The organism is Donghicola sp. XS_ASV15 (assembly GCF_041224595.1).
Taxonomy (GTDB): domain Bacteria; phylum Pseudomonadota; class Alphaproteobacteria; order Rhodobacterales; family Rhodobacteraceae; genus Donghicola.
In genome coordinates this window covers 1-22174 of the sequence record NZ_JBGFGN010000164.1, presented here as the reverse complement: position 1 = coordinate 22174, position 22174 = coordinate 1, and the positions used below count along the sequence as shown (strand labels likewise).

Sequence of the window (22174 nt, the reverse complement as noted above, 5' to 3'; positions counted from 1 at the left end):
AACAGAGACTCACCGAACGTGAGGATGGAGTAATGATGAAACCCTTTGCACACGCCCTCGCTCTGGCACTTGCTCTGGTCGCTGGCACCGCTGCGCCTGTTTTTGCGCAGGGCGGGCCGCTCCGGATCGATATTACCCAGGGTGTGATCGAGCCGATGCCGATCGCGGTCCCGCAATTCGTGGCGGAAACCGCTGGTGCGCAGGATATGGCCGCGCAGCTGACCCGCGTGATCGCCGCCGATCTGGTGGGCACCGGCCTGTTCCGCGAGATCCCGCGCGAGGCGCATATCAGCACCATCAGCAATTTCTCGGCTCCGGTGCAGTATGCCGACTGGAAGGCCGTGAACGCGCAGGCGCTGGTGACGGGCGCGGTGTCCACGGATGCGAGCGGTCGTCTGATCGTGAAATTCCGTCTGCATGACGTGTTTAGCAACGGCGAGATGGGCGAAGGCCTGCAGTTTGCGGGCACCACCGATGGCTGGCGCCGCATGGCCCACAAGGTCGCCGATCAAGTCTATAGCCGCATCACCGGCGAGGGCCCGTATTTCGACAGCCGCGTTGTGTTCGTATCCGAGCAGGGCCCCAAAGCCCAGCGTCAGAAGCGTCTGGCGATCATGGATTACGACGGCGCGAACGTGAACTACCTGACCGACAGCAGCAGCATCGTGCTGGCGCCGCGCTTTTCGCCCACAGGGGATCGCGTGCTTTACACCAGCTACGAAAGCGGCTTCCCCCGCATCTATGTGATGGACGTGGGCAGTGCGACCCGTCGCCCGCTGGCCGATCAGCCCGGCACCATGAGCTTTGCCCCCCGTTTCGGGCCTGACGGTAACACTGTGGTCTATTCGGTGACCGAGGGCGGCAATACCGACCTCTATTCGCTGAACCTTGCGTCGGGTCAGCGCAACCGTTTGACCAGTGCGCCCTCGATCGAGACTGCGCCGAGCTTTAGCCCCGATGGCAGCAAGATTGTGTTCGAGAGTGACCGCTCGGGCAGCCAGCAGCTGTACATTATGTCCGCGAGTGGCGGCGAGCCGACCCGCATCAGCTTTGGCGATGGCCGTTATGGCACGCCCGTGTGGTCGCCCCGCGGCGATATGATCGCGTTCACCAAGCAGAACAAAGGCCGCTTCCACATTGGCGTGATGCGCGTGGATGGCAGCGAAGAACGTTTGCTGACCGCATCGTTCTTGGACGAAGGCCCGACTTGGTCGCCCAATGGCCGCGTGATCATGTTCACCCGTGAAACGCAGGGCGAGAATGGTGCCGCAGCGCTGTACTCGGTCGATATCTCGGGCCGCAATCTGAAGCGTGTCAGCATTCCCGCAGGCGGATCGGACCCCGCGTGGTCTCCGTTACAGCGGTAACCGTATCTTGGGCGCAAGCCTTGTGTTATAAAGCTCAAAAATCGAAAGAGCAGGAATCTAAATCATGAAAACTCTTGGCACAATCGCAGTTCTCGTTGCGGCCCTTGGCCTCTCGGCGTGTTCCAAAACCGGTGCGGACCGTTTTGGCGCGGACGGGGGCGCTGGTGCGGGCGCAGGCTATGGCGCAGGCGCAAATGGTGCCTATGGCGATCCGTCGAGCCCCGCGTATTTCCAGCAGGCGGTTGGTGATCGCGTGCTGTTCCTTGTGGACCAGTCGTCGCTGACCGCAACCGCGCAGGAAACCCTGTACAAGCAAGCTCAGTGGCTGCTGACCAACAGCGATTACAAAGCAGTGATCGAAGGTCATGCGGACGAGCAAGGCACCCGCGAATACAACATCGCGCTGGGTGCGCGCCGTGCGACCGCTGTGCGTGATTTCCTGATCTCGCAGGGTGTGCCCGCGACCCGTCTGGAAACCGTGTCGTATGGCAAGGAACGCCCCATCGCTGTCTGTTCGAGCGAGGACTGCTATTCGCAGAACCGCCGTGCTGTGACCGTGATTTCGGGCAGTGCCTTTTCCAGCTGATTTGTGACCGCGTTTAAAAGGAGTTTGGGATGATCCGGCAGACCTTGGGTGCGCTGATGATCGGGACAGTTCTGGCTGTTGCGCCTGTTTGGGCGCAGCAGGCGGACGAGGCAACACTGGCGGATTTGCGTCAGCAGTTGTCTGTGCTGAATGTGGATATCCAGCGCCTGAAGCGCGAGCTGTCCACCACAGGCGCGCCCGGTGGATCGGTGCAGGGCGGATCGGTGCTGACCCGTGTGGACGCCATCGAATCCGAAATGACCCGTCTGACCAACCGGATCGAGGAGTTGGGCCACCGGATCGAAACCGTCGTCACCGCGGGTACCAACCGCGTGAACGATCTGAACTTCCGTCTGTGCGAGTTGGAAGCCAGCTGCGATATCTCGACCCTAGAGGATATGCCGCGTTTGGGCGGGGCAGAGACGGGGGCGGCTATGCCGGTCTCTCCGATCCAACCTGCGACGGGCGGGTCCGAGTCCGCTGGCACCGAATTGGCTGTCAGCGAGCAAGCGGATTTCGACCGTGCGCAACTGGCCCTGACCGAAGGGCGCTTTGACGAGGCGGCGGCGGATTTCGCTGCGTTCATCGAGGCGTATCCAGGCAGTCCTTTGACCGCGACGGCCCATCTGGGACGCGCCAAGGCGCTGAAGCAGCAGGCTGACACCCGCGAAAGCGCGCGCGCTTATTTGCAGGCGTTCTCCACCGATCCCGAAGGGCCCGGCGCTGCCGAAGCCTTGACCGGATTGGGATCGGCTCTGGGCCAGCTTGGCCAGTTGAACGAGGCCTGCGTGACCTTGTCCGAGGTCAGTGTCCGTTTCCCCGGTGATCCGGCGGTGTCCGATGCCAGCACGGCGATGGGCGATCTGGGCTGCTCGTGAGCGCGGCGCTTCGTAACGTCATTGCGCGGCTTCGGGCCGCGCCACAGCCCCTCGGCATTGCGGTGTCGGGGGGCTCTGATTCTGTGGGGTTGATGCGGGCTGCGGTGGCGGCGGGGCTGAAACCGCAGATCGTGACCGTGGATCATGGCCTGCGGGCTGAGTCGCGGGCCGAGGCCGAGGGCGTTGCCGAAGCGGCGCGGCTCTTGGGGTTGTCCCACGACATTTTGGAATGGACCGACTGGAGCGGGCACGGGAACCTGCAGGACGCGGCGCGCCGTGCGCGGCAGCGATTGATCGGTGCGTGGGCGGCGGAGCGCGAGATTCCCGTGGTTGCCTTGGGGCATACTCAGGACGATCAGGCTGAGACGGTGCTGATGCGGCTGTCGCGGGCGTCCGGCGTGGATGGACTCTCGGCGATGCCCGAGTGGCGCGAATCCTATTGGGGCCACTGGTGGCGTCCGATGCTGGATTGCCCGCGTCAGGACATCCGTGACTGGCTGACGGATAGCGGAGTGTCTTGGGTCGATGATCCGTCCAACGAGAACGAACGCTTCACCCGTGTGAAAATGCGCAAGGCAATGCCGCTGCTGACAGAATTGGGGATCGGGGCAGACGTTTTGGCGCAGGTGGCCCTGCACCAGCAGCAAGCGCGGGACGCTTTAGAAGAAATTACATCGGATTTGGCTGCGCAAATTGCCACAGTCGATGGCGGCGTGCTGGAATTACAGGCAGAGCCCCTGTGGGCCGCCCCGACAGAAATTTCGCGCCGTCTGATATTGGCGGCGTTGCGCTGGATCGCGCCCGCGCCCTATGCGCCGCGATCTGATGCGGTCGAAGGGGCGATCGCGAATCTGCGGGACGATCAGCCCACGACCTTGGCCGGATGTGCCCTGCGCCCGCGCAAGGGCACGATCGCGATTTTCCGTGAATACAACGCCGTGCGCGACATCACAGCCACGCCTCCAGCCTTGTGGGACGGGGTGTGGCAAGCCATCCCGCCGACAGGTGCCGAACCCGCCGAAATCCGCGCTTTGGGCCCCGAAGGCATGCGCCAACTGCCCGACGGGCGCCCCGACACGCGCCCCTACGCTGCCCTGATCGCAGAGCCAGCGGTGTGGAAAAACGATCGATTGATCGCCGCGCCGATGGCCGGTTGGGCCTGTGGATGGCAGATTCATCGTGAAATCGGGGCAGATGATTTCACTCAAAGCATCTTATCGCATTGAACCTCGCTTCTGACTCTCTATTTTGATGTGAAAAGGTCAGGGCGCGTCTCTGGCTTTGGACTTCAAGGAGATGACTTTTGCAAAACGCGCGTAGCATCGCATTCTGGGTCGTGCTGTTTCTGCTGGTCCTTGCCCTGTTCAATCTGTTCAGTGGCAGCGGCACCTCGATGCAGAGCCAGACCGTCAGCTATTCGGAGTTTGTGCAGTCTGTGGACAACGGCAACGTCGCCCGTGTGACGCTGGATGGGGAAACCATCCGCTTCCAAGGCAGCGATGGTCGGGACTACCAGACGATCAAACCCGGTGACGCTCAGATCACCCAGACCCTGGTCGACAACAACATTCCGTTCGAGGCACGGAGTCAGGAACAGAGCGGTCTTCAGACCTTCCTCGTGTCCCTGCTGCCGTTCCTGCTGCTGATCGGCGTCTGGATTTTCTTTATGAACCGGATGCAGGGCGGCGGCGGTGGCCGTGGCGGCGCTATGGGCTTTGGCAAGTCCAAGGCCAAGCTGCTGACCGAGAAGCATGGCCGCGTCACCTTTGACGACGTGGCAGGCATCGACGAGGCCAAAGAAGAGCTGGAAGAGATCGTGGAATTCCTGCGCAACCCGCAGAAGTTCAGCCGTCTTGGCGGCAAGATCCCCAAAGGTGCGTTGCTGGTTGGCCCTCCGGGTACCGGTAAAACGCTGCTGGCCCGCTCGATCGCGGGTGAGGCGGGTGTGCCCTTCTTTACCATCTCGGGCTCTGACTTTGTGGAAATGTTCGTGGGTGTGGGCGCAAGCCGCGTCCGTGACATGTTCGAACAGGCGAAAAAGAACGCGCCCTGTATCGTGTTCATCGACGAAATCGACGCTGTGGGCCGTGCCCGTGGTGTTGGCATCGGCGGCGGCAACGACGAGCGTGAGCAAACCCTGAACCAGCTGCTGGTCGAAATGGACGGCTTCGAGGCGAACGAGGGCGTGATCATCATCGCGGCCACCAACCGCCGCGACGTTCTGGACCCCGCACTGCTGCGTCCGGGCCGCTTTGACCGTCAGGTCACCGTGCCGAACCCCGACATTAAGGGCCGCGAAAAGATCCTGGGCGTTCACGCGCGCAAGACCCCGCTGGGCCCCGACGTCGACCTGCGCATCATCGCGCGCGGCACGCCCGGTTTCTCGGGTGCGGATTTGGCGAACCTCGTGAACGAGGCCGCGCTGATGGCCGCTCGTATCGGTCGTCGTTTCATCACGATGGAAGATTTCGAAAACGCCAAGGACAAGGTCATGATGGGCGCCGAGCGTCGCAGCATGGTCCTGACCGCTGACCAAAAGGAAAAGACCGCTTACCACGAGGCTGGTCACGCCGTGGTCGGTCTGGAACTGCCCCAGTGTGATCCGGTCTACAAAGCGACGATCATCCCGCGCGGTGGCGCCTTGGGCATGGTCGTCAGCCTTCCGGAAATCGACCGCCTGAACTGGCACAAGTCGGAGTGCGAGGAAAAGCTGGCGATGACCATGGCGGGCAAAGCCGCCGAGATCATCAAGTACGGCGAAGACATGGTCTCTAACGGTCCGGCTGGCGACATCCAGCAGGCGTCTGCTCTGGCCCGTGCCATGGTCCTGCGCTGGGGCATGTCGGACAAGGTCGGCAACATCGACTATTCCGAAGCCCACGAAGGCTACTCTGGTAACACCGCAGGCCTGTCGGTCTCGGCCCACACCAAAGAACTGATCGAAGAGGAAGTGCGCGGCATCATCCAACGCGGATACGAGCGCGCCTACCAGATCCTCACTGAAAAGAACGAAGAGTGGGAGCGTTTGGCCAAGGGTCTGCTCGAATACGAGACCCTGACCGGCGAAGAGATCAAGCGCGTCATGCGCGGCGAGCCTCCTCAGGCCTCTGGTCAGGATGACGAGGATGACGCTGGCTCCAGCAGCATCACGGCGATCCCCAAAACCCGCGGCAAGAACAAGCCGTCGGGGGACACACCGGAACCTGAACCCTCGGCATAACGCCATATCAAACGCCCCGCCCAAGAGCGGGGCGTTTTGCTTTTCCGGCCTCAGGCGCCCCGAACGAAATTCCCCGCTTCTTTTTGCCGAAAATACTCACTATCCCGAAGGGGCACACAGTCTCGACGGACGAAAGGACTCACCATGCCCGCCCTCAAGCCCACATCCTTCTCCGCAAAGATCACGTGGCTGGGGCACGTGCCAGACCGCGACGCATCGCTGGCGTCAGAGCCGCTAGAGCAGATGGACCTGACGTGGGCTGGCGTTGCAACCGAATCTCACGGGGGCGAAACCCGCCCTTCTTGCAGCCGCGTGAAATCACAACACCCCAAGGGCACCGAGATCGCCAATGTCCGCCAGCTAACGATTCTGTCGGCCGAGCAACTGTCTGAAATCGCTGCCGAGATGGGCGTTGATGCGTTCAACCCCGCGTGGGCGGGGATAAGTATCGTGATTGAGGGCATTCCCGATTTCACCCATGTGCCGCCGTCGTCGCGCCTTCAGGCCGAGAGCGGGGCGACGATTGTGATCGACATGGAAAACCGCCCCTGCCATCTGCCCGCCAAGGTCATTGAAGAAGAGGCGCCCGGCAAAGGCAAAGCCTTCAAAACTGCCGCTCTGAACCGGCGCGGTGTGACCGCTTGGGTCGAGCGTCCTGGTGCGCTGAAGGTGGGCGATACCTTGCGCCTGCACATCCCCGACCAGCCAGTTTGGCAGCATCTGGACGCCGCGCGCGCTGAATAAAGCGGTTAGGGCCGATCCGGCACTTGTTCTGAGGTGCAGAACCGATTACCTGCGGGCGCAACACTCGCCCGCAGGAGATATGACAGGATGGACAGGACGCGCCGCGCCCCTACCGAATGCCCCGACATGCCTACCTTGCGTGCCCAGATAGATGATCTGGACACCCAGCTTGTGGCCCTATTGGTTGAGCGCGCGACCTATATCGACCGCGCCATCCAGTTGAAACCGGACGCAGGTTTACCCGCCCGTATTCGCGACCGAGTCGAGGAAGTTGTCGCTAACGTGCGCAATAAGGCGGATTCGCAGGGGCTTGACCCCGATTTGACTGAGAGCCTCTGGCGCAAGATCATCGACTGGTCGATCGATCGCGAGGAACGGGTTCTCGGGACCCACAAGGAGTAACCAGATGACCGCGAAGATCATCGACGGCAAGGCCTTTGCGGCCACGGTACGCGAAAAGGTGGCAGGCCATGTTAGCCGCCTGAAAGAAGAGCACGGCATCACCCCCGGTTTGGCGGTGGTTCTGGTGGGTGAGGACCCCGCGTCGCAAGTTTATGTCCGCTCCAAGGGCAAGCAGACGGTCGAGGCTGGCATGAACAGCTACGAGCACAAGCTGGACGCCGCCACATCCGAGGCGGATCTGCTGGCGCTGATTGATCAGCTGAACAACGATCCGGCGGTTCATGGCATTCTGGTGCAGTTGCCGCTGCCCGATCATCTGGACAGCGATCTGGTGATCAACTCGATTGATCCGGCCAAGGACGTGGACGGTTTCCATATCTCGAACGTGGGTCTGTTGGGGACCGGTCAGAAGGCCATGGTGCCTTGCACGCCGCTGGGCTGCCTCATGATGCTGCGCGATCATCACGGGTCGCTGTCGGGTATGGACGCGGTCGTGATTGGCCGTTCGAACATCGTGGGCAAGCCGATGGCGCAACTCCTGTTGGGGGAAAGCTGCACTGTTACCATCGCGCATAGCCGCACGAAGGATCTGGCCGATGTGGTTCGCCGCGCCGATATCGTGGTTGCCGCTGTTGGCCGCCCCGAGATGGTTCCCGGCGACTGGATCAAAGAAGGCGCGACCGTGATCGACGTGGGCATCAACCGCATCGACGCTCCGGAGAAGGGCGAGGGCAAAACCCGTCTGGTGGGCGACGTGCATTTCGAGAGCGCTGCTGCCGTTGCGGGCGCGATCACCCCTGTTCCGGGCGGCGTGGGCCCCATGACCATTGCGTGCCTGTTGGCGAACACCGTCACCGCGTGCTGCCGCGCGAATGGACTGGCAGAGCCTCAGGGTCTGACCGCGTAAGCCGGTTCAGGATGGGCGAATTCAAAGGTGCGCGGTCCGCGGGACCGCGCGCTTTTTTGTTTGTGGGGTGCTCGGGACCTCACCAAAGCAGCAACGAAGCCTGCCCGCGCGCATGGACTGGCGTGACAGGCGGCGGCCTCCGTCTCAAGGAAAATAGCGGTATCCCCGCGTGCCGCGCGGAGCCTCCGCGATTTGCCTTGCGCCGGAGCCCTTTGCCCGTCTCTTGGTCCTGCGTGCGAGGGCAGGCTCCGAAGCAGCAGGGGTCAGGTGCGGCGTTCAAGCTTGGTGGCGAGGTGGATCAGGCTCTCGATCTCTTTGACGCCGCGGGCGCTGCCGATCCATTCGAGGGTACGGTCCAAAGTGGCGGTGTCGTCTGTGGCAACCTCGATCACCAGATCATAGCGGCCCGAGGCGCTGTGGATGGCCTTGACCTCTGGCAGGGATTTGATGCGTCCTACGATGGCCGAGGTTTCGTGAGGATCTGTGCAGACCAAAAGCGTGCCGCTGATGGCGGGGCGGGCGCCCGCGCCGAGGCGGATCGAGTAGCCCTCGATGACGCCGGATTTTTCCAGACGTTCAAGACGCGCTTGGACCGTAGTGCGGGCCAAGCCGATGCGGCGCGCGATGGTCGAGACGCTCATGCGGGCATTTTCCGACAGGGCTGCGATCAGGGCGAGGTCTGTTGCGTCAAGTTGCATGGTCTGCACCGGTCCTTGGGCAAATTGCTTTGCCGAATCATACGATATGACTTTGCATTTCGGCAAGGTGATGAATGCCTGACAGTCTGGCGCGGATGGATGATGGTGGCTGGACTTGTTGGATAGGCCGACTACTGTCGGAAGAAAGACCGCTATGGAGGACAGCATGGAGAAGTTCGGCAAGAGCCAGCCGGTGACGCGCCGCGAGGACATCCGTTTTCTGACCGGCGGGGGGCGTTATGTCGATGATATCGTGCCCGACGGCGCAGGTGTCGGGGTGTTCTTACGCTCTCCGGTGGCCCATGGGCGGATCACCACGCTGGACGTATCAGCAGCGCGCGAGGCGGAGGGCGTGCTGTGTGTGTTGACCTGCGAGGATCTGATCGCGGCGGGCATGAATGTGGCCATGCGCGGGATGGTTCTGACGAACCGCGATGGCAGCAAGGCGGCTGCGCCGGAGCGGCCCATGCTGGCGCGGGACGTGCTGCGATTCGTCGGGGAGCCTGTGGCGCTGGTTGTCGCCGAGACGGCGCAAGCGGCCAAGGATGCGGTCGAGTTGATCGAACTGGACTACGAAGAGCTGCCCGCAAAGCTGGATTATGATGCGGGCGGGCCTGTCGTGCATCCCGAAGCGCCGGACAACTGTGCCTTTGATTGGGACATGGGGGACGAGGCTGCGACGGAGGCAGTGTTCGCCGAGGCCGCCCATGTGGTGTCGCTGGAGATCGAGGACAACCGGATCATCGTAAACTCGATGGAGCCGCGCGGCTGTTTCGCCGAGTGGGACGGCAGCCGCTTGCACTTTGCCTTTAACGGGCAGGGCGTGTGGGCGATGAAGGGCGATCTGACCAAGGCGATGGGCTTGGAGCCAGAACAGATTCGCGTCACCAACCCCGATGTGGGGGGCGGTTTCGGCATGAAGGCCATGGGCTATCCTGAATATTTCGCGGTGGCGCAGGCGGCGCGGGTTCTGGGCAAGCCGGTGAAATGGTTCGCCGAGCGGACGGAGTCGATGCTGTCGGACAATGGCGGGCGCGATCTGGTGTCTTGCTGCGAGATGGCTTTTGACGCGGATCTGAAATTGGTGGGGTACCGCGTGGACACGCGATGCAATCTTGGGGCCTTTAATTCCGAGAATGGGCAGCTCATTCAGGCGGGTTTGTTCGCCAAGGTGCTGACCGGCACCTACGATGTGCAGACCACCTATTTACGGTCGCGCGGTTTTTACACCAACACGGTTCAGGTGGACGCCTATCGCGGCGCAGGCCGCCCGGAGGCGATCTATGCGCTGGAACGCTGCATGGATCACGCGGCGCGGATGCTGGACGTGGACCCGATTGAGCTGCGGCGGCGGAACTTTATCCCCGTGGATGCCTTTCCCTATAAATCGGCGTCAGGGGAGTTGTACGACGTGGGGGACTTCAATCGCGTTCTGGATCGGGCAGAGGCCGAGGCGGACTTAAAGGGTTTTGCCGCTCGTAAAGACGCGAGTGCGGCACAGGGGCGTCTGCGTGGCATGGGCCTGTGCTACTACATCGAGAGCATCCTTGGCGATCCGTCCGAAGGGGCGAAAGTCGAATTTCACGACGATGGCACCGTGTCGATCTATGTCGGTACGCAGTCGAACGGGCAGGGGCACGAGACCGTCTATGCGCAGTTCCTGAGCGACCAGACCGGCATTCCGGTGGAGCGGATTTCTGTGATCCAAGGCGATAGCGACCTGATCGCGCAGGGCGGCGGCACGGGCGGGTCCCGCTCTGTGACCACCCAGAACACCGCGACTTTGGCAACGACGGCCAAGATGATCGAAGCCTTCGCGGCGTTTCTGGCCGAGGCTGAGGACGTATTGGCAGATGATGTCAGCTTTGACGACGAACGCTTCCGGATCGAGGGGTCGAACACCGCCCCCACCATGCTGGAGGCGGCGCAGATGGCGCGGGATGCGGGGCGTGACGATCTGCTGACCCACGAGGCGCGGGCCAAGCTGCCCGGTCGGTCTTATCCGAACGGCGCGCATATTGCAGAGGTCGAGATTGACCCTGATACCGGCGTTGTGACCGTGGACCGCTATACCGTGGTCGATGATTTCGGCAACCTCATCAACCCTTTGCTGGCCGAGGGACAGGTCCATGGCGGGGTCGCCCAAGGGATTGGCCAAGCCATTTCCGAGCATGTGGTGTATGATGATACGGGCCAGCTTTTGACCGCGACCTTTATGGATTACGCGATGCCGCGGGCAGTCGATTGCCCTTGGGTGTCGTTCACGTCAGAGCCTGTTCCCAGCACGGCAAATATCATGGGAATGAAGGGCTGCGGCGAAGCTGGCACAGTTGGTGCACTGGCTGCTGTAGGGAATGCGGTGCAGGACGCCGTTTGGAGCAGAGGGATCACGCGGGTCGACATGCCGTTCACCCCTCTGAAAATGTGGGAGCTGTTGAAGAGCCATGCAGTGGCGGCTGAGTGATACGATTCTGGGTTGGCTTCGCGCCCGCCCCAAGGAAATCCACACGGCGCGGCAATACACCCGCCAGCCGGTCACTCATGTTATTATTCTCGACGGTACCATGTCCCGCCTCACCTTGGGGATGGAGACGAATGCCGGCCTGACTTACCGCCTGCTGCACGAGGTTGGGATGCCTGTGTCGCTGTATTACGAAGCGGGCATCCAGCTGCAGGATTGGCGCAGTTGGAACGACGTGATGCAGGGCCGGGGGCTGAACCGCCAGATCCGGCGGGCTTATGGTTATCTGGCCTCGCGCTATCATCCCGGCGATCGGATCTTCTTGTTCGGGTACTCGCGGGGGGCTTATGCGGTCCGCTCATTGGCTGGGGTGATCGACAGTGTTGGCCTGCTGAAGGGGCCAGAGGCAACGGTGCGCAATGTGCGCAACATCTACCGCATGTATCAGCGCGGCGTGCATGACACGGATCGCGCGTTCCTGAGCCGCGTGTGTCACGACGAGGTCCCCATCGACATGGTCGGCGTTTGGGACACGGTCAAGGCGCTGGGGAACCGTCTGCCCTTTTTCGCGGCGGCGGCGGACCGGAAATACAAGTTCCACAACCATCTGCTGGGGCCGTCGATCCGCCACGGCTATCAGGCGCTGGCGCTGGATGAGACGCGCGTCGGGTTTTCGCCAGTGATGTGGGAGACGACGGATGATTGCCCCTCTCATGTGGAACAGGTCTGGTTCCGCGGCACCCACGGGGATGTGGGCGGGCAATTGGATGGCTTCCTAGAGGCGCGGCCCTTGTCCAATATCCCGCTTGTCTGGATGCTGGAAAAGGCCGAGGACTGCGGGCTGACATTGCCGCAGAACTGGCGCTACCGTTTTCCCACGGACCCTAGGGCGCCGAACATGGGAACGTGGCGCGGTCTGGGAAAAGTGTTCTTGGCGCGCAAGGCACGGACCGTGGGCGCAGACATCTCTGAGTCGCTGCACGAAACGGTTCATGGCCGCTATGATGACCACGTGTGGGCCAGCGATCAGGCTGCGCGGGCGGCTGTGGTGCCCCCGCCGACCTTGGCGTCAGAAGCGATCCCGCCCAAGGATATCGTGATTAACTGATCGTAAGCATCGTGGTCGACGCGGTGGCGTAGAGCTTGCCATCCTCGACCCCAGTGATGCGTGCATGGGCGACGCCGGTGCGGCGGCCTGCGTGATCAACCTCGCCCACGGCCTCGACGTCCATTCCAACGGGAATCGGGCGGATGATGTTGACCTTGAGTTCCAGTGTCAGGGAATGCTCGCCGGGTTTGCTGGTGCTGTTCACCGCGCCGCCAAGCGCACTATCTAGCAGCGTTGCGTACCAGCCGCCGTGGGTCGAGCCGACCAGATTGGTGTGATCGGATTTGGGCGCACCGCGCAGGGTGACGGTGCCATGGGCGGCGTGGATCATGGAATAGCCCATCGCGGCCCAGATCGGGGGCTCGGGCGCTTCGCCATTGATGATCCGCAAAAGGTTGTCGAGCCCCGAAAGCTCTGGGCTTAGCGGGGCGTCGGAAGAGGTGTCTTTGGTCATAAATCCTGCCGGTCACGAAAAAGGGACATGCTGCGTGTGCAACATGCCCCGATTGTCTGGATCAGGCAACGTTCTCGAGCTTGACCTGTGGGGTGACGCCAAGGGCGTGGCACACGTCGCGGGTCAGTTCGGGACGGTTCAGGGTGTAGAAGTGCAGGTCTTCGACGCCCTCTTGCAACAGCTCGTCACAGAGTTCGGTGCACAGCGCGGTCGCCAGCAGGTCCTGACGGCCGTCGCGGATCGCTTTGTCGAACGCTTCGTCAAGCCATGCGGGGATCGAGGTGCCGCAAGCGGTCGAGAACTTCTTGACGCCCTTCCAGTTTTCGATCGGAAGGATGCCGGGGATGATCGGCGCGGTGATGCCTGCATCGGCGCAAGCGTCGCGGAAGCGCAAGAAGGTCTCTGCCTCGAAGAAGAACTGGGTCAGCGCTTCGGTTGCACCGGCGTCCAGTTTGCGCTTCAGCCACTCAACGTCCGCTTTGTGATCGGTCGCCTCGGGGTGCTTCTCGGGGTATGCGCCCACACGCAGGGTGAACTTGCCGGTATCGGCCAGCGCGCTGATCAGCTCGCAGCTGTCGGCAAAGCCTTCGGGGTGCTGCTGGAAGCCGCCGGTCCCTTTGGGCGGGTCGCCGCGCAGAGCCACGATCTGGTTGATGCCTGCCTCTGCATAGCTGTTGGCGATGTTCAGCGTCTCTTCGCGGGTGGCGTTGACGCAAGTGAGGTGAGCCGCTACGGGCAGACCGGTGGTCTTGTGCAGGGTGGTCACAGCCTCGTGGGTCAGGTCACGGGTGGTGCCGCCCGCGCCGTAGGTGACCGAAATAAAGCGAGGTCCCATGGGGGCCAGCACCTGCACGGTATCCCAGAGACGGAACGAAGCTTCCAGCGACTGGGGCGGGAAGAATTCGAAGGAAATGCGCGGTGCGGTCATGGATCAACTCCTTTGCTATGTCGCTCTTGTCTCATAAACGTCGTTGTGAGACAAACTCATTATTTTCAACATCAACATGAGCCAAACTCCAAGATGCACATCGAGTTCCGCCATTTGCGCAGCATCAAAGCCATTCACGAGGCGGGCGGTTTGGCCCGCGCGGCGGATATTCTGAACATCACGCAGTCTGCTTTGTCCCACCAAATCAAAGGGTTAGAAGAGCAGTGCGGCGTCGAGTTGTTCGTGCGCAAATCCAAACCCATGAAATTGTCGGCCGCCGGTTTGCGTTTGTTGCGGGCGGCAAATCGAATTTTACCAGAGGTCGAAGCCATTCAGGAAGAATTCATGGGGTTGCGGTCTGGCAAGTCCGGCAGGCTTCACATCGCGATCGAATGCCATGCGTGCTTCGAATGGCTCTTTCCGGTGCTGGAAGAGTTTCGCAAGCTGTGGCCCGATGTGGATGTGGACATCCGCCCCGGTCTGGCGTTTGACGCTCTGCCCGCCTTGCAAAAGGAAGAGGTGGATGTGGTCGTATCGTCGGACCCCGAAGACCTGCGTGATGTGATTTTCGAGCCGCTTTTCGACTATCACCCGATCTTTGTGGCTTCCAAAGACAACCCGCTGGCCAAAAAACCCTATATCGAGGCAACCGATTTCCGCGGCGAGACGTTGATCACCTATCCGGTAGAGCGGTCGCGTCTGGACATTTTCAACCAACTTCTGACGCCGGCCAAGGTCGAGCCCGCCGCTGTCCGTCAGGCCGAACTGACCGCGGTGATTCTGCTCTTGGTCGCCTCGAACCGCGGCGTTGCCGTTCTGCCTGATTGGGTGGTCCGCGAGGTGAAGTATAATAGTGACTATGTCACGCGCCCCCTGACCAAGAACGGGATCACGCGCCGCCTCTATGCCGCTCTGCGTGAAGAGGATCGCCAGAAACCCTATATGGTTGATCTGCTGCGTCTGGCCGAAGAAGAAGCACACAAGCTTCAGGCTGTTTGAACGGGAATCAGCCCTTGGCAAACGGGGTTTGAATGCGTAAACGGGCGCCTTGAGACAAAGGAGCCGGTTGGATGCAGGGCAGCGCAAATCTGAACATCATGATCAAGGCGGCACGCAAGGCGGGCCGTTCGCTGGTCAAGGACTTCCGCGAAGTCGAAAACCTTCAGGTCTCGCGCAAGGGCGCGGGCGACTTCGTGAGCCGCGCCGACCTGGCTGCAGAGCACATCCTGCGCGAAGAGCTGCTGGGCGCCCGTCCGACCTATGGTTACCTCGGCGAGGAAACCGGCGAAGTGAAGGGCGAAGACCCCACCCGTCGCTGGATCGTCGACCCGCTGGACGGCACCACCAACTACCTTCACGGCATGCCCCACTGGGCCGTGTCGATCGCGCTCGAGCACAAGGGCCAGATCGTATCGGCCGTGGTCTTTGACCCTGCCAAGGACGAGATGTTCTTTGCCGAAAAGGGCGCGGGCTGCTGGCTGAACGACCAGAAGCGTTTGCGTGTATCGGGCCGCCACCAGATCGTCGACTCGGTGTTTGCGACTGGCGTTCCGTGGGGCACCAAGCGCACTCTCCCCGCAACCATCCGCGACTTGTCGCGCCTGATGCCCGAATGCGCTGGCGTCCGCCGTTGGGGCGCAGCCTCGCTGGATCTGGCTTACGTGGCCGCTGGCCGCTACGAAGGCTACTGGGAACGCGAAATGCACTCGTGGGACTTCGCGGCGGGTATGCTGCTGGTCTCCGAAGCGGGCGGCATGGTTGGTCCGATCCGCGAAGGCCGCGATCCGCTGGAAGATGGCGAAATTCTGGTTGCGAACCCCGATGTTTACGACCGCTTCGCCAAGATCATCCGCGAAGTCTGATCACCGCGCTTCACCGATTTTCAAAGGCCGCTCTCTACTGGAGCGGCCTTTTGCGTTTCTACCTGCGCCTGACCCGAGGCACCTGAGTCCGGTGCCACGTGTAGTCGCGCTGGATGCTGCGCAAGCCGATCTGTCGATCCCAGAAACGGCGACCGCCTTTGCGCCGCCACAAGGGCCACGTCAGCGCAATCCCGGCAACGAACCCGCCGATGTGGGCCCAATAGGCGACCCCGCCTTCGTCGGTCGGCGTTCCCAGTCCGCCAAACAGCTGGAACGTAAACCACAGTCCCAGCATAAGCCACGCGGGCACGGTAATGACCCGCCAGATAATGATCAGGATCAGCAGAATATCGACACGCGCCTTTGGAAACAGCAGCAGATAGCCGCCCATTACGCCTGCGATTGCGCCCGAGGCTCCGACCATCGGGACAGAGCTGAACGGTTCCGCAGCGATCTGAAACACGGCTGCTGCCAAACCCGAGGCCAGATAGAACAGCAGATACCGACCCCTGCCGAACTGCTCTTCCATGTTGTCGCCAAAGATATAGAGAAACAGCATATTCCCTGCGATGTGCATGAAGCTGCCGTGCATGAACATCGAAGTGAACAGCGTGTACAAATGCTCTCCGTGCGTGATCAGCACGGGAAACATCGCATACTCTAAGTAGACGCGCTGCAGCTCTGCATCGCTGACCAAAAGCGGCCAATGACTGAAAAATGCCAGCACATTCGCCGCGATCAAGGCGTAAGTGACATAAGGCACCTGCCTCGACGGGTTCTGGTCTCTGATCGGAAACATATCTTATGAGATCGGGCGCGGAGCCCCTCCGGTCAAGGCCCACCCCGAATTAACCTTACTCATCCCTTCATCTTGGCCAAAATACCTCGGGGGTGCGGGGGCTGGCCCCCGCCTGCGCGTTCGAAGAAGGCGGCAGCCCATTGTAACTGCCGCCTACGTCTAGGTATCGACTGCGCTTAGGACGATGCAGCCAGCAGGGCGGCGTTTCCGCCCGCTGCAGTGGTATCGACGCAGACATGGCGCTCGTGACGGGCATGTCCGATGTCGGGTTGGCCGGTGATCAGAGGCAGGATCAGGCCAGTGCGTTCGCTCAGAGCCACGCCGTAGCCGCGCGCTGTTGCGTCATCGCCCCAGTAAACCACGCCAGAGATACCGCGCAGTGTGCGCAACGCGGCTGGCGCAACGGCTCCGGTAGCCACCACAGCTACACCGCCAAGGGACCGGATCGCCGCAGCTTGCTCTTCCGCGAGCGCCTTGGTCGGGCCAAGGCACAGGACAGGCGGTCGGGCCATTGCGGTCAAGCGGTTCGATTCGCCGGTCGGGCCGGGCAGGGTGATGGTCGATGGCGCTGGGCCTTCGCCCGCTTGGTCCACCAGCTTTTGCAATTTGGCTTCCGCCATCGGAACCGGCCACTCGGCGGCCTGCGCGGGGGCGGGGCGCTTGGTGAAACGGGTCAGATAGTTCGGGCCACCTGCCTTGGGGCCAGTGCCGGACAGACCTTCGCCGCCAAAGGGTTGGCTGCCGACGATTGCACCGATCTGGTTGCGGTTGACGTAGATGTTGCCTGCGTGGACAGCCTCGGTCACGTGCTGCACACGGTCATCGATCCGCGTTTGCAGGCCAAAAGTCAGGCCATAGCCCGTGCCGTTGATGTCCGCGATCACCTGATCGAGCTCGCCTGATTTGAATGTCGCCAGATGCAGCACGGGGCCAAAGATTTCGCGCTCCATTTCCTTGATCGAGCCGATGCGCAGCAGGGTGGGCTGGGCAAAGGTGCCTTTGCTCGGGGTATTCAGCTGGTGCAGAACGCGGCCCTCGGCTCGGGCGGCTTCGATATAGGTCTGGATGCCGGACTGGGCCTCGTCGTCGATGACGGGGCCGACGTCGGTGCTGATGTCCCACGGGTTGCCGACGGTCAGGGTGTTCATCGCGCCGATCAGCATCTTTTGCAGGTTCGGGGCGATGTCTTCCTGCACGTACAGGCACCGCAGGGCCGAACAACGCTGACCTGCAGATTGGAAGGCGCTTTCGATCACGGCTTGGACCGCCTGTTCGGGCAGGGCGGTGCTGTCCACGATCATGGCGTTCAGTCCACCGGTTTCCGCGATCAGCGGGGCACCGGGTGCCATGTGTTTCGCCATGGAACTCCGGATTTTCAGCGCGGTTTCGGTCGAGCCGGTAAAGGCCACGCCGCCCTCGCGGGCGTCCGAGGTCAGCGCCGCGCCCACATCCCCTGCACCGGGCAAGAGTTGCAGGGCCGTCGCGGGAACGCCAGCCTCGTGCATCAGTTGGACTGCGCGGAAGGCGATCAGGGGCGTTTGCTCGGCGGGTTTGGCCAGAACGGCGTTGCCGGTGGCCAGTGCGGCGGACACCTGACCGGTGAAGATCGCCAAGGGGAAGTTCCACGGCGAGATACAGGTGAAGGTGCCCACGGGCGCGGCTTCGGGTGCGTTTGCAGCGTAGTAGCGCAGGAAGTCGACGGCCTCGCGCAGTTCGGCGATGGCGTCGGGCAGGGACTTGCCAGCCTCGCGGCTGATCAGGGCGAAAAGCTCGCCGTAGCTCGCCTCAAACAGGTCGGCGGCGCGGTTCAGGACGGCGGCGCGGGTGGCACGGTTTGCGGCCCAAGGGGTGGCAGCGGACAGAGCGGTCTCCACGTCGGCTGGCGACGCAAAGCTGACGGTGCCTGGAATGTCGCCAGGGAGAGCAGGGTTCGCAACGTCAATCGCGGTTTCTGGTGCAGGCGCTCCCGCCAGCAAGGGCGCGGCGTGCCACTGGTGCGCGCGCCAGACGTTGCGGTCGTGCTCTACGGTCGACAGGGTTTGCGCGTGCTCGATGTCCCAACCCATAGAGTTGGGGCGTTCGCCGAACAGTTCGGGGCCCGTCAGCAGGTGATCGGGGCGACCCGTGACCGCGTCAAAGGGATCGGCGGCCACAACCGAAGGCGGGACTGCCTCGTTAACGATTTGGTTCACGAACGAACTGTTCGCGCCGTTTTCCAGCAGGCGGCGGACCAGATAAGCCAGCAGGTCGCGGTGGGCCCCAACGGGGGCGTAGATGCGGCAGCGGGTCTTTTCGCCGGTGTGCACGATGTCATGCAGGCTCTCGCCCATGCCGTGCAGGCGCTGGAACTCGAAGCTGTCGCGGTCGCTGCCCGCGTAATGCAGCACGGCCTGAACGGTGTGCGCGTTGTGGGTGGCGAACTGGGGGTAGATGCGGTCGGTCATTGACAGCAGCTTCTTGGCGTTCGCGATGTAGCTGATGTCAGTGGCGTGCTTGTCGGTGAAAACGGGGAAATCGCTGACGCCCATGACCTGCGCGTGCTTGATTTCGGTGTCCCAATAGGCGCCCTTGACCAGACGGACCATGATCTTGCGATCAAGGCGCTGCGCAGTTTCATAGAGCCAGTCGATCGCAGCACCTGCGCGTTTGCCATAGGCTTGGACGACAATGCCAAAACCCTCCCATCCGGCCAGACGGGGATCGGCCATAGCGGCCTCGATGACTTCGAGCGACAGGGCCAGACGGTTGGCTTCTTCGGCGTCGACGTTCAGGCCCATGCCCGCATCGGCAGCTTGGAGGCACAGCTTGGTCAGACGTTCGACCAGCAGGGGCATCATCGCGTCGCGCTGTGCCACGGTATAGCGCGGGTGCAGGGCCGAGAGTTTGACCGAAATGCCGGGGTTTTTGCGGATGTCCTGATGGGTGCAGGCGTTCGCGATGGCGCTGATCGCACGGGAATAGGCGGTGAAATAGCGCTCTGCATCCTCGTAGGTGCGGGCAGCCTCGCCGAGCATGTCATAGGAATAGGTGTAGCCGCGCTCTTCCATCTTGGCGGCGCGTTTCATGGCGGCTTCGATGTTCTCACCCAGCACGAACTGGCGGCCCATTTCCTTCATCGCGCGGCCGACGGCGGTGCGGATGACAGGCTCGCCCAAACGGCGGATGGCGCTGCGCAGATGGCCCACAGGTCCGGGCTTCTTTTCCTCGAGCACCTTGCCCGTCAGCAAGAGCGCCCAAGTCGAGGCGTTCACCAAGGACGAGGTCGAGTGGCCCATATGCTTGCCCCAGTCGCTGGGGGCGATCTTGTCTTCGATCAGGGCGTCGATGGTGTCGGCGTCGGGCACGCGCAGCAGGGCCTCGGCCAGGCACATCAGGGCGATGCCTTCGTCCGTGGACAGGCCGTATTCCGCCAGAAAGACCTCCATCAGGCCCGGATTGGTACGACCGCGGATGTCGGTGACCAGTTTTGCGGCGTTGGCGGAAATCTGGGCGCGATCTGCGGCGGATAGGTCTGCTGCCTCTACCAGAGCGGCCAGCACAGCGTCTTCATTGGCGTAGGTGGCTGCGTCAATCCGCAGGGGCAACGCCATCTTCTCATCTAGCATCATGGTGTTCCTTTCCCGTTTGGGCCATAATATAGAAGGATATGTGGTCAGTTTTCCCGATGTTGCGGAGTATGGCCATTCACATCGACTTTATTTTAGGGGTTTTGCGATGCAAGATGATCAAGCGAACCTTGACCGGTTCGATTACGCGATTCTGTCCGAGCTGGGCCGCGAGGCGCGGCTGAGTGTGACCGAGTTGGCCAAGCGGATTGGCTTGTCGAAATCCCCCACCCAAGCGCGTTTGCGGCGGCTGGAAATGTCGGGGATCATCATTGGGTATCGCGCCCTGTTGGATCCGGTGAAGCTGGGGCTGGACCACGTGGCCTTTGTCGAGGTGAAGCTGGCGGACACCAGAGAGGCGGCCCTGACCGCGTTCAACCGCGCGGTGGCCAAGATCGCAGAGGTCGAACAATGCCACATGATTGCGGGCAATTTCGACTACCTGCTGAAAATCCGCACACGGGACATGGCGTCCTATCGTCAGGTGCTAGGGGAGAAGATCTCGACCCTGCCGGGGGTCTCGCATACCTCGACCTTCGTGGTGATGGAGGCGGTCAAGGAAACCGTGTCTGGGGATTTGACTTGACGCAAGCGGGGTGCGGCACAGATCATCGGTATGATGAAACAGTTGCTGCTCTTGACGTTGTGGCCCGCTGCCGCGCTGGCCGAATGTCCGCCTGACCCCGCACAGGAACAGGCGCTCAGTGCGGTTGTGTCCCGTTTTGCCAAGGCGCCGGATCGCAATGTCGCGCTGGATTTGCACAACCGCATGTGGCGGGTTCTGACCGACGCGCCGGACCAGACCGCGCAGGACTATCTGGATGCGGGGATGGAGCGGTTCCGGATGGGCGATTTTTCGGCTGCGATTAAAGCCTTTGACGCCCTGACCGACTACTGTCCCAACTATGCCGAAGGGTACAACCAGCGCGCCATTATCCGCTTTGTCCAAGAGGACTACGAGGCCGCGCTGCCCGATATCGATCGTGCCTTGTCGTTGCTGCCCCAGCACTTGGGCGCCATGACGGGTAAAGCGATGACCCTGATCGCCCTTGGCCGTGACGCAGAGGCGCAAGTCATCCTGAAACAGGCGCTGACCCTGAACCCGTGGCTGCCGGAACGCGCTTTGCTAAAAGAGCCGCAAGGCGAGGAATTATAACACCTATTCCAAGTTGCATTCCCCGCACAGAACGGTAATGTCCGCGCACCCAGACACGTGCCCGCGTGATGGAATGGTAGACATAGGGGACTTAAAATCCCTAGGCCTTTGTGCCGTGCCGGTTCGAGTCCGGCCGCGGGTACCAACGCAAGCTCCAAGCCATTGTTTTGCCTCGGCTTTAACCCAGGTTGGAGCCGCTGTAGACCATGTCGGAGACCATTTTAGTCCCATACTCGTTCACCAAGGACGGTGTTTACTACTTTTCGCGCCGGATTCCGTCGGATCTTTCGCACTACTATCTCGCATCCCGCATCCAGTATTCGCTTCGGACCAAGGCGGCTCGTGTTGCAGCCTCTCGGTCGCAAAGAGCGGCACAGCAACTGGACGAATATTGGTACCATCTTCGGCTGCGGCAGAAGAATTTGCCTGGACAGCATATGCTTCGGCAAGCGCGGGATGGGGCAGGGATAGCCGCGTTCTCAAATGTCCATCAGGCACTACCGCAGCAGCCTGTAAGCGCCTCAGTGAAGCTCTCTGAAGCCGTGGGAATCTATCAACGGCTCAAGGGTCAAGGGAAGTCAGAGACGTTCCTGAGGGCGACAGAGCGGTCCTGTGGCTACGTCATCGACGCTGTGAAAGACAAGGACATCACAAGCTACACACGTGCCGATGCGAATAGGTTTCGTGACGCCCTGATTGAACGTGGTCTGGTCGGAAGTAGCATCACCCGCATCATGGGAACGGTCAGGGCAGTCATTAACTTCGCAGCTAGTGAGCTGGGCGTCAGCATCAACAACCCTTTCACTGGCGTGTACTATGATCGCACCGCTGGTGTCGAAGATCGTGAACCTGTGCCGATGGGTCACGTCCGTCAAGGTGGTGTAATTTGTCGGGTGGCCTGAGGTCATGATCAGGCGGCTTTTATGCTGAGAATTGGGTCTGTCTCCTCGTTGTCGATCTGAGCGAATGCCTCGACCATCATGTAGCGGCTGGCGGTTT

General features: G+C 61.8%; 20 protein-coding genes and 1 tRNA gene. 16 read left to right on the top strand and 5 right to left on the bottom strand.

Translation table 11 applies throughout. The annotated features are described in order from the left end of the window. Positions 1–35: 35 nt before the first annotated feature. From tolB to folD, 8 genes are all read left to right on the top strand, one after another. Positions 36–1367 carry a Tol-Pal system beta propeller repeat protein TolB gene (gene tolB / locus AB9K37_RS18340; RefSeq protein WP_293707104.1) on the top strand — a complete coding sequence of 444 codons (1332 nt, stop codon included), beginning with the start codon at positions 36–38 and terminating at the stop codon, positions 1365–1367. Between the two features lie 64 nt (positions 1368–1431). Further along, complete coding sequence (gene pal / locus AB9K37_RS18335; protein WP_072705558.1) at positions 1432–1953, top strand: peptidoglycan-associated lipoprotein Pal; 522 nt, start codon at positions 1432–1434, stop codon at positions 1951–1953. A 29-nt stretch (positions 1954–1982) separates the two neighbouring features. Continuing rightward, complete coding sequence (ybgF, locus tag AB9K37_RS18330) at positions 1983–2831, top strand: tol-pal system protein YbgF (protein ID WP_369841534.1); 849 nt, start codon at positions 1983–1985, stop codon at positions 2829–2831. After that, positions 2828–4057: a tRNA lysidine(34) synthetase TilS gene (gene tilS / locus AB9K37_RS18325; RefSeq protein WP_369841531.1), complete on the top strand. Its 1230-nt coding sequence runs from the start codon at positions 2828–2830 to the stop codon at positions 4055–4057. The genes ybgF and tilS overlap by 4 nt, the downstream gene beginning before the upstream one ends. Positions 4058–4134: 77 nt before the next feature. Next, the gene (ftsH, locus tag AB9K37_RS18320) at positions 4135–6051 is read left to right on the top strand and encodes an ATP-dependent zinc metalloprotease FtsH (RefSeq protein WP_072705564.1); all 1917 of its coding nucleotides are present in this window, start codon (positions 4135–4137) and stop codon (positions 6049–6051) included. Positions 6052–6195: 144 nt separating this feature from the next. After that, a complete protein-coding gene (locus AB9K37_RS18315) occupies positions 6196–6795 on the top strand; it encodes a sulfurase (protein WP_369841528.1) in 600 nt (199 codons plus the stop codon). 87 nt (positions 6796–6882) lie between these two features. Continuing rightward, positions 6883–7197, top strand: a complete 315-nt coding sequence (locus AB9K37_RS18310) for a chorismate mutase (protein WP_369841525.1) — start codon at positions 6883–6885, stop codon at positions 7195–7197. Positions 7198–7201: 4 nt separating this feature from the next. Beyond that, the gene (gene folD / locus AB9K37_RS18305) at positions 7202–8104 is read left to right on the top strand and encodes a bifunctional methylenetetrahydrofolate dehydrogenase/methenyltetrahydrofolate cyclohydrolase FolD (protein WP_369841523.1); all 903 of its coding nucleotides are present in this window, start codon (positions 7202–7204) and stop codon (positions 8102–8104) included. Between the two features lie 263 nt (positions 8105–8367). Here folD and AB9K37_RS18300 read toward each other — a convergent pair whose 3' ends face one another. Further along, entirely contained in the window at positions 8368–8802 is a 435-nt protein-coding gene (locus AB9K37_RS18300) for an Lrp/AsnC family transcriptional regulator (RefSeq protein ID WP_072705572.1), read from the bottom strand. A gap of 166 nt (positions 8803–8968) precedes the next feature. On the opposite strand from AB9K37_RS18300, the gene AB9K37_RS18295 reads away from it, so the two are divergent. After that, on the top strand, positions 8969–11266 hold the full coding sequence (locus AB9K37_RS18295) for a xanthine dehydrogenase family protein molybdopterin-binding subunit (protein ID WP_369842038.1): 2298 nt from the start codon (positions 8969–8971) through the stop codon (positions 11264–11266). Then, positions 11247–12371, top strand: a complete 1125-nt coding sequence (locus AB9K37_RS18290; protein ID WP_369841520.1) for a DUF2235 domain-containing protein — start codon at positions 11247–11249, stop codon at positions 12369–12371. Before AB9K37_RS18295 ends, AB9K37_RS18290 begins: the two co-directional genes overlap by 20 nt. Here the strand turns inward: AB9K37_RS18290 and AB9K37_RS18285 are convergent. Together AB9K37_RS18285 and metF are read right to left on the bottom strand one after the other, a co-directional pair. Beyond that, on the bottom strand, positions 12364–12825 hold the full coding sequence (locus AB9K37_RS18285) for a PaaI family thioesterase (protein ID WP_369841517.1): 462 nt from the start codon (positions 12823–12825) through the stop codon (positions 12364–12366). The genes AB9K37_RS18290 and AB9K37_RS18285 overlap by 8 nt on opposite strands. 61 nt (positions 12826–12886) lie before the next feature. Further along, the gene (gene metF / locus AB9K37_RS18280) at positions 12887–13753 is read right to left on the bottom strand and encodes a methylenetetrahydrofolate reductase [NAD(P)H] (protein ID WP_369841515.1); all 867 of its coding nucleotides are present in this window, start codon (positions 13751–13753) and stop codon (positions 12887–12889) included. A gap of 93 nt (positions 13754–13846) precedes the next feature. Here metF and AB9K37_RS18275 point away from each other — a divergent pair, with 93 nt between their 5' ends. After that, a complete protein-coding gene (locus tag AB9K37_RS18275) occupies positions 13847–14752 on the top strand; it encodes a LysR family transcriptional regulator (RefSeq protein ID WP_369841513.1) in 906 nt (301 codons plus the stop codon). Between the two features lie 71 nt (positions 14753–14823). After that, positions 14824–15615, top strand: coding sequence for an inositol monophosphatase family protein (locus AB9K37_RS18270; RefSeq protein ID WP_072705583.1), 792 nt, complete (start codon positions 14824–14826; stop codon positions 15613–15615). A 58-nt stretch (positions 15616–15673) separates the two neighbouring features. Here AB9K37_RS18270 and AB9K37_RS18265 read toward each other — a convergent pair whose 3' ends face one another. Both AB9K37_RS18265 and putA read right to left on the bottom strand, forming a co-directional pair. Next, the gene (locus AB9K37_RS18265) at positions 15674–16414 is read right to left on the bottom strand and encodes a rhomboid family intramembrane serine protease (RefSeq protein WP_369841510.1); all 741 of its coding nucleotides are present in this window, start codon (positions 16412–16414) and stop codon (positions 15674–15676) included. A gap of 176 nt (positions 16415–16590) precedes the next feature. Continuing rightward, positions 16591–20019 (bottom strand): bifunctional proline dehydrogenase/L-glutamate gamma-semialdehyde dehydrogenase PutA, encoded by a 3429-nt coding sequence (gene putA, locus AB9K37_RS18260; RefSeq protein WP_369841507.1) that lies wholly within the window; start codon positions 20017–20019, stop codon positions 16591–16593. 109 nt (positions 20020–20128) lie between these two features. Here putA and AB9K37_RS18255 point away from each other — a divergent pair, with 109 nt between their 5' ends. The 4 genes from AB9K37_RS18255 (at position 20129) to AB9K37_RS18240 (ending at position 22077) form a co-directional block, all read left to right on the top strand. Beyond that, the gene (locus AB9K37_RS18255; protein ID WP_303962052.1) at positions 20129–20605 is read left to right on the top strand and encodes an Lrp/AsnC family transcriptional regulator; all 477 of its coding nucleotides are present in this window, start codon (positions 20129–20131) and stop codon (positions 20603–20605) included. A gap of 30 nt (positions 20606–20635) precedes the next feature. Next, positions 20636–21175: a tetratricopeptide repeat protein gene (locus tag AB9K37_RS18250; protein WP_369841503.1), complete on the top strand. Its 540-nt coding sequence runs from the start codon at positions 20636–20638 to the stop codon at positions 21173–21175. 59 nt (positions 21176–21234) lie between these two features. Then, positions 21235–21320: transfer RNA gene (locus tag AB9K37_RS18245), tRNA-Leu, on the top strand. Positions 21321–21381: 61 nt separating this feature from the next. After that, positions 21382–22077 carry a DUF6538 domain-containing protein gene (locus tag AB9K37_RS18240; RefSeq protein WP_369841501.1) on the top strand — a complete coding sequence of 232 codons (696 nt, stop codon included), beginning with the start codon at positions 21382–21384 and terminating at the stop codon, positions 22075–22077. Positions 22078–22174 lie beyond the last annotated feature (97 nt).

Coding starts and splice junctions, on each gene's coding strand:
- tolB (WP_293707104.1), top strand. CDS start 36: ATGAAACCCTTTGCACACGCCCTCGCTCTGGCACTTGCTCTGGTCGCT.
- pal (WP_072705558.1), top strand. CDS start 1,432: ATGAAAACTCTTGGCACAATCGCAGTTCTCGTTGCGGCCCTTGGCCTC.
- ybgF (WP_369841534.1), top strand. CDS start 1,983: ATGATCCGGCAGACCTTGGGTGCGCTGATGATCGGGACAGTTCTGGCT.
- AB9K37_RS18315 (WP_369841528.1), top strand. CDS start 6,196: ATGCCCGCCCTCAAGCCCACATCCTTCTCCGCAAAGATCACGTGGCTG.
- AB9K37_RS18310 (WP_369841525.1), top strand. CDS start 6,883: ATGGACAGGACGCGCCGCGCCCCTACCGAATGCCCCGACATGCCTACC.
- folD (WP_369841523.1), top strand. CDS start 7,202: ATGACCGCGAAGATCATCGACGGCAAGGCCTTTGCGGCCACGGTACGC.
- AB9K37_RS18300 (WP_072705572.1), bottom strand. CDS start 8,802: ATGCAACTTGACGCAACAGACCTCGCCCTGATCGCAGCCCTGTCGGAA.
- AB9K37_RS18295 (WP_369842038.1), top strand. CDS start 8,969: ATGGAGAAGTTCGGCAAGAGCCAGCCGGTGACGCGCCGCGAGGACATC.
- AB9K37_RS18290 (WP_369841520.1), top strand. CDS start 11,247: ATGCAGTGGCGGCTGAGTGATACGATTCTGGGTTGGCTTCGCGCCCGC.
- AB9K37_RS18285 (WP_369841517.1), bottom strand. CDS start 12,825: ATGACCAAAGACACCTCTTCCGACGCCCCGCTAAGCCCAGAGCTTTCG.
- metF (WP_369841515.1), bottom strand. CDS start 13,753: ATGACCGCACCGCGCATTTCCTTCGAATTCTTCCCGCCCCAGTCGCTG.
- AB9K37_RS18275 (WP_369841513.1), top strand. CDS start 13,847: ATGCACATCGAGTTCCGCCATTTGCGCAGCATCAAAGCCATTCACGAG.
- AB9K37_RS18270 (WP_072705583.1), top strand. CDS start 14,824: ATGCAGGGCAGCGCAAATCTGAACATCATGATCAAGGCGGCACGCAAG.
- AB9K37_RS18265 (WP_369841510.1), bottom strand. CDS start 16,414: ATGTTTCCGATCAGAGACCAGAACCCGTCGAGGCAGGTGCCTTATGTC.
- putA (WP_369841507.1), bottom strand. CDS start 20,019: ATGCTAGATGAGAAGATGGCGTTGCCCCTGCGGATTGACGCAGCCACC.
- AB9K37_RS18255 (WP_303962052.1), top strand. CDS start 20,129: ATGCAAGATGATCAAGCGAACCTTGACCGGTTCGATTACGCGATTCTG.
- AB9K37_RS18250 (WP_369841503.1), top strand. CDS start 20,636: ATGATGAAACAGTTGCTGCTCTTGACGTTGTGGCCCGCTGCCGCGCTG.
- AB9K37_RS18240 (WP_369841501.1), top strand. CDS start 21,382: ATGTCGGAGACCATTTTAGTCCCATACTCGTTCACCAAGGACGGTGTT.